The following is a 13,027-nucleotide window of genomic DNA, read 5'->3' as shown; positions in this document are numbered from 1 at the left end:
TTTCGGCTCGCGCCTGGTCTTCAGTTCGGCGATCGTCCTGTTCATCCTGTTCGTATTGCAGCGTGCACCCGCCAAGGATTAGCGCGGTGCGTGGGTTCTCCTGTCCTGGACCCTGAAACTCAAGTGCACGCAGGTGCCCTGTTTTTCATCGATTATCAGGCTCGCATCGCCGCCAAAGCTTTCCATGATCTGCTTCACCATGATAAATCCGATACCCAGCCTACCTTGTCGGGTGGTGTAGAACGATTTGAAGGCCATCATTTGCTGTTGCCGGGAAGATCCACCTCCGGTGTCGCCAATGGTCAGGTGCAGCCATTGATGGGCATCATCCAGGCGAGCCACGATGCTCAGTTTTCCTGCCGTCGGCATCGCTTCCATGGCATTGGCAATGACGCTGCCTAAAATCTGCGAGAGCAGCAGTGGATTGCTGATTACCCGGGGCGTGGGTTCATTTTTGAACTCGACCTGGATTTTCGATTGACTCAGTTGTGCGCTGAAACTGTTGAGTGTGAGTTGTATCATCTCCATCAGATCCACCCGTTGCGCCTCCCCGCGGATCGGACCCAGGCACAGGAGCAATTCCTGCACCCATCGCGACATCCGCTCCACCTGACTAATAATATCGTCGAGCTGCTTCTTTGCAGGCTGGCCCTGAATGTCATTTGCCAATTCCGCACTTGAGCGGATGCAGGCCAGAGGATTACGCAGGCTATGGGCGACGGCAGTGGACATTTCGCCCAAGCCAACGTAGGTCTTGTTGGCAACGACTTGAGCCTCTTGCGAGGCCAACTGGATCGATGTTCGTCGGGCAATCCAGTAAATCCCGAAGTAAACAAGCAGGCCACCCATGGTGGACAACCAGATGATCCAGTGACCGTGGTTCAGGCGTTCAATCAGGTCGATGGGCTCCCTGTAGATTTCAACCACCGCCAGAATATTTCCCCGGTCATCGACCAGAGGGATGTAGCTTTCGATGAAGAACTTTTTCGGGGGGTACAGGAATTTTTGTTCACTGCGGTCCGCAGCGACATTGCTGTATTTGGTGGATATCCGTTCTTTGGAACTGAATGCCTGTTCAAGCTCGTCATTCAAAAATGCTCGGCCAACCAGCTTCTGGTTGGTTGACCAGACCACTGTTCGATTTGGGGAATAGATATTGATCAAGAGCGAGTTCGGAAGATGCGCAAGATAGTCCAGGAACTCGAAGCTGGCGGGCTGTGCGCTTTGTTTCTTTTCTTCTGGTATCGCCTGGTGTCGAGCGTAGGTGAGCACCTCCCCGATCTGTCTACCCGCCAGCCCGTGGTGACGTATCTCACCTTTGGCAATGGTCTGGATGAACTGCGCTGTTATCAGCGCATCGCGTTCAAGGCTTTCGGCGACCAAAAATCTTGTCGACCACGAACCCACCCCGAAAGCGATCACGCTGATCAGTACGAAACTGACGATCGAAAACCAGCGCAGGAGATTGAATTGTTGAGTGGGTGCAATCGCGTCAACGGTTCCAGGGAAAAAGCGTTTATACAGCACGTCGATTGCAGGCATAGGGAGTACTCCTGGGTATGCTGCTTTTCAGCAGCTTCAACCTCTCAAGCAAGCCTTGGGTGAATAGCAGCATCCATGCCAATGCAACGCTGCGCTTGGGCGGTGCATCTTTCAGCCATTTCTCCAGGAAGAACGCCGGTGCGAAGCGGGTATTACCCCCCCATATATGGGGGTAGGTTCCCCGGGGCGAGTAATAGCGGTTACGCTATTGGCGGGGGCTGATCAATCACTTGACGGGCGTTCGCCGGATATCAACCCGCGAATGGCGTTAATGGCGCGTTCGCGTGCGCTGGCGAGCAATTGCGGGGAAACCAAAGGCGCTTGCAAAAGCCCTTGTGGCAGGGGCATGACGCCAAGCGCGATGTGCGCCTGTTCGAATTGTCGTTCGCGCCTGATCAATCCGCCCGACACGAGCTTGAAATAGAACCTGCTGAAGCCCTCCTGCTGCTTGGGCGTGCCACGTACCCCCGTTGTCCGGTCGATGACCCCCAGTCGTTGCTCCAGTGAGTGGCGAAGCCGGGCCTTGCCCTTGCGTTGGATGGGCAGCGGAAATACCGCAACCGGACGCCCGGTCATGCAGGCCTCTGTGAGCATTGAAAGGCTGTCGCCGGTGACGATAAATCCATCCGCCAGGGCGAGAAATGCAGGATAGGGATTGTCTTGCGTCTCACCGAATCGATACGCCCAGCATGGAACGTCAATGGCAGACAGCAACGCGTCGGTGGTTGTCGCCGATGAGCGCGGGCTGGTCGATAACAGGATCGAGCCACCCAGGGCCTTGACCGCGGCATTGGCTTCACGGCCAAGTCGAACTTCTGATTCCGTGTCCATGCAATAAGGTGCGGCACTGGCTCCCACGAGGACGGCGATCCAGGGGCGAGGCAGCGAAGTGAAGCGCTGTCGCCATCGCTCCAGTTGCGCCTGATCCAGCGTACGCGGATTCATGTACGGGGCAGGGAGGTCCACTACGTTGTCTGCCAGGGCAAGCCCATATTGCGGGGTCGACAAGACCAGGTCGAAGCGCCACAACGGGAGCTGGGCACGTCCCACATGGGCCAGTTTTGCCGTGCCCTTGGAGCGATGCTTGATCCATTGGGCAACCTGGGCGCAGCGCCGTCCTGCGCTCAATACCAGGTCTGGCCAGGGCGCGCTCAGGCCCGGGACTGCCCGTATGGGCAACCGGGTGCCCAACAGGGCGTCGAGCAGATAAGGGCGTGGGGGTGTGGTGATCTGTTTGCATTCGTAGGGCCAACCCAGTGCGTCGGCCATGGCTATCAGCTGTGCATTGTCGCCGGCATGTTGACTCAGTAGCACCCAGACCTTGGGGTTTTCGGCCGCTTTGCGCCGTAATGCATAGTCCGCGACGAAGCGTTGCGTGTGGCCTTTTTCGTCCACGCAATCAAGCTGCCAGCAACGATCCGGATAGCGCCGCGCGATGCGCCGCAGCAGTCGTCGCCAGCCGCTGACAGAGCTGGTCATCGAACCATCACCGCTGAGCCTTGCGTGAATATAAAGCAATCGGGAAGCCTGGTTGAACAGGCGATCCATGACCCAGGGCAAGTCTTCCGGCGGCAGCTTTTCAAGACCCTGGGCCGCGATGAAATCCTGGGGAGGTAAATCGACCTGGCGAAGCTGCTCGATATCCAATTGCCTGACCGTTGGGCCGTGCGCCTCCGTGGGTTGCCAGCGCCCGATCAATCCGAGATTCGTACACTGCAGCTTGCGACTGAGCAGCCTGGCATCTTGCGGGATAAGCGCCGGTAGAGTGGTGGCTTCCCGACTGCAGTGGACGAATCGCGGACTGGGCTGTGCTGCCGTGTAGAGCTCATACCCACTGGCGTCCGCCGCTTCCTCAAGGCTGAGAAAAATTTCCGCGTAGGGATGAATCTGATAGCTGTATTGCGCCGGCAGAGGTCTCCAGGGCTGTAGATGCAGCGTCGTGTAATGCAGCAACCGGGACTCGCCGTGTTTGTATTCCAAGTCCCGAGCATGCCAGATGGCATCCAGAACGCCGAAGCAGCCCGGTATCTCGGAGGCGAGCGCATGCAGCTTTTTTTTGCTGGTCGTGGTGGCTGCTTGCATGTTCCAGCAGCAGCGCATCCGTTCGCAGTCGATGAGCATGACGGCCGTTTCCCTGGGCGCGAGCGCCAGATAGCCGTGCTCGCCCATCGGTTGGTCGAACAGCTCGGCCGGGTCGGCGGTGTAGAGTTGATCGACGTCGTTGTACAGTGCGCGACCGTGGCGCCCCGCCAGGTCCGGGATAGCGAAGCGGTAATTGGTGAAGCCGGTACGCCAGCCCGCCTGGTTGAAGCCGGGCAGGCCCGTCATGCGGTAGACCTCATAACGGCGGTCCGGGTTGCGCACCTGTTCCAGCGCATAGACAAACATGCGCTCAGCGCGATATTGGGCAGGTTCGGTACCCAGGAATATGCGCACGGCAGGTGCCTGCGGTGCCCCGGCTCGGGCTGCCAAGACGATCGGCTCGATGCGCGGTATCGCGATGTGTTCCCCAATGTCCCCTGGGGTAGCGGGGTCATAGGTACCGATGCTTGAGGACGACTGTGCTGAACCCTCCAGGCGCATGGGCGTTTCCTCGGAACATTAATCTCCACAGCATAGAGCGAAATACGCAAGTCGAGGATAAAGTTTGCGTGCGGTGTTTTTTTGAATCGAGGCGATGGGCGGGTGTCGAAAGGTTTAACTCAGCGAATGGATTGTTCTAGTCTTCCAACCAAGTCTTTAAATGATCGCAGGGTCCTGCTCGTTCAAATCCTTAAATGGGAGCCCGGGAGAAATGGGTCTATTCGAACAACGCACCCGTACAGCTGCAATCTTGTTGAGCGCCGGCCAAGGACGACGGCTTCTTCCCTATACGACGAACACCCCCAAGTGCCTGATCGAGGTCGGCGGGCAGCGGGTCATAGAATGGCAGATCGATGCTCTCATGGCCGCCGGGATAAGCCGGATCACCGCGGTCATCGGCTATGGCGCAGAGCAGGTCGAACGGGTGCTGAACGAACGTTACGGGCCTGGCGTCATTTCCACGATCTACAACCCGTTCTTTGAAGTTGCCGATAACCTGGCCAGTTGCTGGATGGCTCGCCAGATCATGCATGACGATTTCATCCTGCTCAATGGCGATACGTTATTCGACCACCCAGTCCTGGAGCGATTGCTTGATGCACCTGCCAGGGCGATTACGCTCGCGGTCGACAAGAAACTGGCGTACGACAGCGACGATATGAAAGTCCAACTGATCGGTGATCGAATCAGCGCCATCGGTAAACTGATTCCGCTCGATCATGTCGACGGGGAGTCTATCGGCATGATGCATTTTCAGGCCGGTGGAGGACCACTGTTTCGTAGTGCGCTGGAAGACAGCATGCGACGTCCTGAAGCCCTGCAAAGGTGGTACTTGAGCATCATCGATCACCTCGCAGGGACTACCGGGCAAGTGTTCGCGCAATCCATCGAAGGATTGGGCTGGGCTGAGCTGGACTTTCCTGCCGATCTCAGGGCTGCGCAGGCACTGGTCAGGCCCTGGGTATGCCGCAAGCAAGGGACGGCAATTACCCTCGCGGAGGGAGAGTAGGGCTGCTCCTGAGGTTGGGGTTTCAAGCTCGTCTATCGACCAGGCGGGCAGTCACAATGAGACTCGATGCTGGGCTCAAAGGTGTCGCGCAAGGAAGAATATTCCCAGCGTTCGACGGTGACGCGCCTTGTTCGTTTGTCCAGATGGATTCGATTGAACGAATTGGGGGCATTGCCACGTAAACGTGACGAGAGGGTCGTTCCCGCCTGCACCCCCCAGATTTCCTTGGACAATGCACCGTATTGCGTGCTGAGTGCCAGTACATAGGGAAGATGGATGTGCCCCCCCATCACCAGGTCGAGCCCGGACGAGGCCCAGCGTTCCAGTGCAGCCCTTGCACCGATCTGCAGATTGCGTTGGTCGCTGGCGACGATTGCGCCGAACGGCTGATGAGCGACGACGATGCGCAGTTTTTGCGGATCGCATTTCTGTAGCCGCTCAGCCACCTCCTCGACTTGCCGGGCAGTGACCTTGCCGTCTTTGCGGCGTGCCGGGTGGGTTGTGTTCAAGCAAATGATCAAGGCATCGTCATTCTCGAAAACGGGTGCGAGGTTGCTGTCGATGTACTTGTAATAATTCCCGTAGGGTGAAAACAGGCGCGCGAACAGGTTGAACATGGGGATATCGTGGTTGCCGGGGATCGTCAGGACTTGGGGTATTCCATAGCCCTTGATGCGGTTGATGAATGCCTGCGCCGAGGCGAACTGCCCGCGCCGGGCGCGCTGTGTGATGTCGCCGGAGAAAAGGACCAGGTCGGCGCCGTGGGCCTGGACGTGCGTTTCAAAGGCTTGCATGACGGGGAGCTGTTCGGTGCCGAAATGGGTATCGGAAATATGCAGGAGACGGGTCATCGTTGCTGGACATCCTCTATACCCGACAGGGCTTGGCGCTTGATTTGTCGTCCGTTGGTGCCACTGACCACGTTCTTTTCCACGTTCATGGGGCGCCTCCATCGTTCGCATTGCGAGCAGCAACTTCTTCAGCGAAGCCGGCGGCTTTTGAGCAGGCGCCAGAGCAATGGCCAGCCGAAGAGCAGTGGAAAACGACGCAAGCGATGGGTCACGACGACAGGCTCACCCAAGTGGCGTTCCAGCTTCCATATGAGGTAGTCGACACCGTTTTCGAAGGTGAAAAAGGATTTGACCAACCGCGCCACGTTCAAGGTTCTTCCCTGGACCCGTCGCCATTTCCACAGACGTTCATTACCTCGGCGCGTGGCCATCGGGCAAAGGTTGCGATATCTGTCTTCTTCACCCGCGCAGGCCGCCATTTGCTTCACCGCAGGCGCGGCGGCCTGGGTGATGCGCGAATAATAGTCCATGTCATGCCTGACGAGCTGCCTGGGGCGATCAGCTGACTCTGGACGCAGCTCGGTCCGGTAGGTCAGCGACAGTGATCTCTCCCACAGGGTGAAACTGTCGAATCGATCCGGCAGAGTGGCGACACAGCGACCCATCAGGGTCATCACGGCTTGAGCCAGGGCGAAATGGATACGCTTGCGCGTTTCCTCGTCCTTGCAATAAACCAGCCGGCAGGGCTGGGCGAAGCGGGCCCAGAGGTAGCTTTGAAACCACGAACCGGTACCCGCCTCGAAGTCCTGCAGCGACAGGATGGCGCATTTGGCATGGAGTATTTGCCCATCGGCCGCCACAGCCCTGACGAGGATCACCGTGGGTGGCAGCCAGGCATTGGCAAGCTGCTGCAAGCGCGTGTGATGAGCGTGAGCGTAACTATCGACCAGCGCATACACATCGACCATGCCATCGGTGAGATCGCCGTTGCGCAGGCATGAACCGTAGACCAGCAGCGCCACCAATGCATCGCCCAAGCGTGTGTGCAATGCCTGGACAATTGCCTGCACCTCTTCGGGCATCGGCTGCGTGCACTGCTCCCTGACCTGTTCAAGCAGCTTCGCAGGGGGCGGCGGGCAGGCTTCATGCATCATTGAGGCCCGAGCGGGGCGCGAACATCCGCACGATCAAGCGGTCGCGTTCAGCGCTCATGTCGATTCGACTGAGCCAGGGCTGCGGCGGCTGGCCTCGGTGCTTCAAGACAAGGGCGGACATCGTGCGCACCCCCAGGATCAGCGTCGAGACGCAGGTCCAGACGGCCACCCAGATCAACGCCGTGTCATGGGCATCGAACGCCCATAAGCTGGTCAGTATGAGCAAGTTGGGGTTGCGCCGCGCGGTGATCAGCCGGTTGAGTGAGTCGAAGGGGCGCCAGAGAAACAGCGAAAAAGGCGCGGCCAGCTTGAACGCACCTTCGCAAACCCTGCCTGCGATATAGCCCAGGCAAATGGCCCAGAGCACAGGCTCGAGGGGTATGGCCGAGTCCCAGGTCGCCTCGTAGCCCACTCCCCAGGCGATGTACCAGAGCGGCGGGTGAATCAGGTCCAGGCCATGGTCGAAAAGGTTTCCGAAGCGCGTGGAGGTCACGGTGACGCGTGCCAGCTTGCCATCCACCGTATCCAGGAACGTCATCAACCAGCCGGCCAGCAGGCCCGCGCCAAATAATCCATGCCAGAACAGAAAGCCTGCGGCGATGGCCAGGACATAGCTTGCTGCCGTGACCTGGTTGGGACTGAGCCCCAGCCGCACGCACCAGACGGTGGCCCAGCGAGCAGGGACAGGCCAGATCGCCCGGGTGATGAAATCGGTGACGCCCTTGTAGGAGCCGTTGAACAGAGACTTCTCAAGATGCGCCTGGTTGGCGGCGGTGATTTGCGCGACCCAGGGAGGATCGAATTTGCGCAGTTGCGTCTGCATCGCGGTGGCCACGGTGCCGGGAACCACTTTGCGTAATCCGGCGACGGCGTCAGTGTCCAGGCTGGGCAAGTGGGCGAGCCGCTCGACACTGGCGTGGGCGGCGACAATGGTGCCGGTGCGCGGGTCCTGTAGCGCGATCTCAGGCGTTGCCAGCAGCCCCTGGAGCACGCGGTCGTCGTAAAGGTAATCCTCGCGCAGCAGGACCACCTCGCCTTGTGCCGGCAACGGATCGTTCGCATTGCACAGATGGGCGTTGGGAAACTTTGCGAGCATACGGCCCACTCGCTCCCTGGAGGTCAGTCCCCACAGCCGCACCGGGCAGCTGCAGATCAGGTATACGGGAGTCTTCATGGTTGGTTGCGCCTGCGCCGAATCACATTGATTGAAGGAGCGGGCGCCAACGCCCTGTCCATTGAACAGCATGACGGTTTCAACGACTGCCCCGGTCCAGATACGCCACGATCACAATAGCCACTGCGAGCAAGACCAGGGCCGGCCCCAAAGTAGTGACCAGGATGTTCATTTTTAGCAGTAGACCGAGGTTTACGATGATCTGATTACTTACATAGACCATTAACCCGACTAGCGCACCCAAAGCCAGCCGTGCACCCAGGTTGGGCGAGCGCGGTTGTGCGAAGGCAAACGGGATGGCGAACAGGATCATCGCCAGGGTCAGGATCGGGCGCCCGAGCTTTTGCCACATCGCCATTTCATATTGTGCCGAGGGCTGGCCCGAGCCTTTGAGGTACGCGATGTAACGGTAGAGCTGGCGGGCAGACAGGCTTTCGGTCGGCAGCGTAATGTCGCCCAATCGCGCACTGCCAAAAATCGAACGCCAGGGCATTTGGTCGAGTTGTTGCGTCGATTCAGCGCCCTGGTCCCACTGTTTCACCTGGACATTGTTCAAACGCCACTGGCCTGCGTCCAATATGTCCGCCGTCTCGGCAAAGATGTAGGAAACCAGTGAGCGGTCGTTATCGAACCTGAAAATCTCAATATTGACCGGCAACCGTTTGTGCGCAAGATTGCCAATACGGACGATCTGATCGTCCTGTCGAGCCCAGACACTGCCTTGATCGTTGCTCGCCTGCGCACCGGCGGCGATGGCTTCGTTGCGCAGCTCCAGGCCATTTTGCTGCAGGGGAGAGGCCACCCACTCATCCAGCGCCGCCCATGACAGCGCTAGCGCGAGACCGGCCACTGTCGCCGTGAACCCGATCCGGGCAATCGACAGCCCGGTGGCGCGCATGACCGTCAGTTCCCGGGTGGCTGACAATTGCCCCAGCGCGGCAATGCCACCCAGCAGGGCGATAAAGGGGCCAAGCTCGACGACACGGCGCGGCAATGTCAGGAACACGACTTCGATGGCCTGGCTCAACCGATACCCGCCGGGCGCCACGTCGTCTAATTCACCCACCAGATCAAGGGTGGTGAACAACGGTAGCAGCAGCGCTGCCGCGGCCGCAAAACCGAAGAACACATGGCGAGTTATGTAGCGATCGAGGACTTTCATCGGTAGCCGAACCGAAAGTTTGCCAGGTCGCGCGCCAGGAAAACCAGCAGGGCCAGGCTCATCAGCAGCGGCACTGTCCACAAGCCCGGATACAAGGGCAGGGTACTGTTGCCCACCATCGTCTTGCAGATGTCCGCTGCGTAGTAGATCACCGCGAAGACGGCGGTCACGGGCAGCAGGGTCGCAAACCGTCCCTGCCTGGGCCGGGTACGGCTTAACGGAATGGCGAGCAATGCAAGGACCATGGCGCTTACACCCCGCGTCTGGCGCCATTGCAATTCAGCTTTGTCCGAGGGCGCGCTGGAAGCCTTCAGCACTTCGTTGGGGGCGGCCTTGCGCTTACCCTCGGCGGCCCGTTCGATGGGTAGCAAGTGCAGTCGCATATGCTCGAATTTTTCCGAAATGTCCCGAGAAGCACTGTGCTTGAGCAAATAGGAATGGCCTTGCGTTAACTCCACGATCGGATCGTCTGGGTTCGGATCCAGGATCCTCGCCTGCCTGGCGCGAAATACACGGGTTTTCGAGTCACCCGGGTCATAGATCAGCACATCGTGGAGCCGGCCATCAGTCCGGTCAATGCGTTCTGCCAGGATCATCCTGCCGTTTTCATTGTTCAGGTTGAACCGTTGTGCCTGCAGATGATTGACGTCCAGGTCTGTTCGCGATTGCTGTTCCAGCACATAGGCCTGCGTATAAGCCCAGGGGCGCCCGTAGAGCGAAAGCATGGCCACCGCCAGCGAGATCGGAATGGCCAGCAACAGGACGGCCCGATAGATCCGCAGCGGGCTTGCACCCGAAGCGGCTATCGCAATGATTTCAGAATCATGGCAAAGACGTCCCACCGCCAGGGTCACCGAGGCATACAACGCCACCGGCACTAGCATTTCGAGGGCAATCAGTACCTTGTAGAACACCATCTCCAGTACCGCTTGCAAGGCGAGAGTGCCCTCGACGGCGTCAGCGAGATACCGCTCTACCGAATAACTGGCAAAGATGAACACCAGGATGCTGACCATCACGATCACCGGCCGCCGGATCTCGGCGATCACGTAGCGTTCGATCAGGAACATGCCCTGGATCCCGGCCGGTCGCCTTGCCCATGCCGCGCTGGGGCGATTGAGCATTCCTGCCGCCAGGATCCATCAGGTATCGCTCGGTATCGATTGATTTCTCTGGGCATGAATTCTCTCCACCATTTGATAATCCAGCGGCGAATCGACATCGATAGCGGCCTCCGGGAAGGGCATGACCACCGCCCCGAGACTCACCCCCAACCGGTTGGAAAGCTGTTGCAGCGCTTGTTCCAGGGTCAATCGACCCAACAAATATCGCAGTACTCCCTCGACGCCCAGAGCGCCGGCGATCACCCGCCTGGGATGCTTGCGATCGTGTTCGACCCGTTGCCAGTAGCTGGCGAGACGTCGCGCGTCCTCGGTCATGAAGGCGAACAGGTTGCTGCCGCAATAAGGACCGCCGCGAAGCCGGATGCTGGTGCGCCGGGTTCCTGGAAAACCCGCCAGCACCGTGTCCAGCGGCGTTACCGCCACCACAAAGTCATGGCCGCCTGAAGTCGCCTGCGCAAGGAAATAGTCGACGATCTGCGGACTGAGCAGCGCATGATCCGCCGTGGTCACCAACACGGGACTGTCTGCGGGTTGACGCGCCAGCGCCAGCGCCGCGCTGGCGCTGGGGGAGTTGGCAGGTTCCAGCCAACTGACGCTGGCGCAGTCCAGCAGTTGCGCCAACGAGGCATCTTGCGCCATTAAATTTCGCGCAGGCCCCACGAGTACGATCCGGTCGATCCGGTCACTGGCCGCCAGCGCCTCGACGACTCGACGAACCATGGGAACCCCCGCCACCGGCGCCAATGCCTTGCAGCAAGTCCCGGCCACGGCAGCAACGGGGTCGGCCGGCCCCCGGTCAGCAGCCAGGACCAGCGCGGTGAACGGCCTGACCTCAAATGTGCTTTTCATAGATCCGGTAGCGCTTGTAGGCGGTGGCGCCGATTTGTTCGAGAATCTTGCGCATCACCGCATTCGATTCCAGGATCCACGACATTTCCAGGGCTTCTATTCCGCGCTTGACGAAGGGCGGCTTGAGCGCTTCGATCAACAGCAGGGCGAGTGCAGGCCCCAATCGGCTGAACTGGTAAGCCTGCTTGACGCCCATCAGGGGCACGCGTGCAGTCCGCGCGCCTTTGACGTAAAGCCGCCACAGCAGGCGTATCCAGCCAAAGGGCAGCAAGCGCCCGTCGAGCGAGGCGATCGCCTCGTTGATGTTAGGCATGGCCACGATAAACGCGCAGGGCGCGCCATCGACTTCGGCGATGTACAGCAAGTCCTTGGGGACCAGCAGCCTCAATTGGCTGCCAAGCTCGTAGAATTCGGATTCGGTGAAGGGGACGAAACCCCAGTTGCGGCTCCAGGCGTCATTGAAGATTTCCCGCAGGATGCGCATGTCCCGCCGGAACTGACGCGGGTCCAGCGGCCTGATCACCACGCGCTTTCGCTCGCGCGCCATCATCGCAGACAACGCTGGCGGGAAATGCAATTGATCGGTGCGCATCCAGTAGGCGAGCAAATCCTTGGCTTGCCGGTAGCCAAGGGCGGCGAGCCTTTGGTCATAAAAACGCTGTCCGTGGCCCATCATGGCGGAAGGGGGATGATCGAATCCCTCTACCAGCAAGCCGCTTTCCTGGTTGATGGTCAGGTTGAAGGGGCCCGTGATGCGTGCAGCGCCATGTTCGCGCAGCCAGGCTTCTGCCGCTGCGAACAGGCTGTCGAATACAGCGGGATCGTCCACGGCTTCCAGCATTCCGAAGTGCCCTGAATCATGGCCGTGTAATTGCCGGTGAAGGCTGTCGATCTGTGCGGTGATCCGCCCCACCACTTCAGTTCCCGACCAGGCCAGCCACGCCTGCCACGTCAGGTGAGGGGAGGCTGGATTCTTTTGCGAAAGGAGTTCATGGCGCTCGTAATGAATCGGTTCGATCCAGCAAGGATCGTTGCGATACAGGGTGCCGGGGAAACTGATGAATGTCTTGAGGTCCAGGCTTGTGAGGACGGGTCGCGTAATGATTGGCAACTTCTTATTGATCATCGTTGGCCACAAAAGTCCGAAGCAGTTGAACTCGTATCCCTTTCTTAGTACCTCAGAGAGCGTAGCTGAAGTATTGGCGTAGGGCGTACGTGCAGAAAACAAGGGTGCCAGTGATCCAGTAAAAGCTCGGTAATCCGTGTAATGCTGTTCACTTTAGGTTTGGGGGTTGCAGGTGCATGTTTGGATTGGGTGTATATCCGTTGTTGCGGTAACGCCTACTTAGGGTTTCGCTTTTACTGTTGGAGCCAGGCTTGCCGGCGAAGGCGTGCTGGCAGACGATAATTGTCTTTCAGGTGTACATATCCGTTGCTGCGGTAACGACCACCTAGGGTTTCGCTTTTACCTGTAGGAGCCAGGCTTGCCGGCGATGGCGTCCTGGCAGGCGATAATTGTCTTTCATGTGTACATATCCGTTCCTGCGGTAACGGCCACCTAGGGTTTCGCTTTTACAGCGAGTCACTTTGAGAAGCGGAACGCCGCCCGGCGCAAAGTAACCAAACGCTCTTGCCCCTG

10 protein-coding genes are annotated in these 13,027 nt (G+C 59.1%); 1 reads left to right on the top strand and 9 read right to left on the bottom strand.

Annotated features, from left to right (window positions below; all coding sequences use genetic code 11):
* Positions 1 to 78 precede the first annotated feature (78 nt).
* Complete coding sequence (locus AC3WWR_RS26125; protein WP_432669471.1) at positions 79 to 1,542, bottom strand: sensor histidine kinase; 1,464 nt, start codon at positions 1,540 to 1,542, stop codon at positions 79 to 81.
* Between the two features lie 222 nt (positions 1,543 to 1,764).
* Complete coding sequence (locus tag AC3WWR_RS26120; protein ID WP_020801077.1) at positions 1,765 to 4,125, bottom strand: ELM1/GtrOC1 family putative glycosyltransferase; 2,361 nt, start codon at positions 4,123 to 4,125, stop codon at positions 1,765 to 1,767.
* A 160-nt stretch (positions 4,126 to 4,285) separates the two neighbouring features.
* Here AC3WWR_RS26120 and AC3WWR_RS26115 point away from each other — a divergent pair, with 160 nt between their 5' ends.
* On the top strand, positions 4,286 to 5,134 hold the full coding sequence (locus AC3WWR_RS26115; protein ID WP_432669472.1) for a phosphocholine cytidylyltransferase family protein: 849 nt from the start codon (positions 4,286 to 4,288) through the stop codon (positions 5,132 to 5,134).
* Between the two features lie 32 nt (positions 5,135 to 5,166).
* Here the strand turns inward: AC3WWR_RS26115 and AC3WWR_RS26110 are convergent, their stop codons facing one another.
* The 7 genes from AC3WWR_RS26110 to AC3WWR_RS26080 form a co-directional block, all read right to left on the bottom strand.
* Positions 5,167 to 5,985, bottom strand: a complete 819-nt coding sequence (locus AC3WWR_RS26110; RefSeq protein ID WP_492599186.1) for a metallophosphoesterase family protein — start codon at positions 5,983 to 5,985, stop codon at positions 5,167 to 5,169.
* Between the two features lie 128 nt (positions 5,986 to 6,113).
* Complete coding sequence (locus tag AC3WWR_RS26105; RefSeq protein ID WP_432669474.1) at positions 6,114 to 7,007, bottom strand: hypothetical protein; 894 nt, start codon at positions 7,005 to 7,007, stop codon at positions 6,114 to 6,116.
* 61 nt (positions 7,008 to 7,068) lie between these two features.
* On the bottom strand, positions 7,069 to 8,253 hold the full coding sequence (locus AC3WWR_RS26100; protein ID WP_042955924.1) for a CDP-alcohol phosphatidyltransferase family protein: 1,185 nt from the start codon (positions 8,251 to 8,253) through the stop codon (positions 7,069 to 7,071).
* 79 nt (positions 8,254 to 8,332) lie between these two features.
* Positions 8,333 to 9,415, bottom strand: coding sequence for an LPS export ABC transporter permease LptG (gene lptG / locus AC3WWR_RS26095; protein ID WP_033045676.1), 1,083 nt, complete (start codon positions 9,413 to 9,415; stop codon positions 8,333 to 8,335).
* Complete coding sequence (gene lptF, locus AC3WWR_RS26090) at positions 9,412 to 10,539, bottom strand: LPS export ABC transporter permease LptF (RefSeq protein ID WP_225441920.1); 1,128 nt, start codon at positions 10,537 to 10,539, stop codon at positions 9,412 to 9,414. Before lptF ends, lptG begins: the two co-directional genes overlap by 4 nt.
* An 18-nt stretch (positions 10,540 to 10,557) precedes the next feature.
* Positions 10,558 to 11,388, bottom strand: coding sequence for a nucleotidyltransferase family protein (locus tag AC3WWR_RS26085; protein ID WP_033045678.1), 831 nt, complete (start codon positions 11,386 to 11,388; stop codon positions 10,558 to 10,560).
* The gene (locus tag AC3WWR_RS26080) at positions 11,372 to 12,514 is read right to left on the bottom strand and encodes an N-acetyltransferase (RefSeq protein ID WP_492599185.1); all 1,143 of its coding nucleotides are present in this window, start codon (positions 12,512 to 12,514) and stop codon (positions 11,372 to 11,374) included. Before AC3WWR_RS26080 ends, AC3WWR_RS26085 begins: the two co-directional genes overlap by 17 nt.
* Positions 12,515 to 13,027: the final 513 nt, after the last annotated feature.

It is taken from the genome of Pseudomonas sp. EB271-G4-1 (assembly GCF_058791355.1).
Note: the sequence above shows the minus strand (reverse complement) of the source record. Positions and strands in the feature narration are given on the sequence as shown.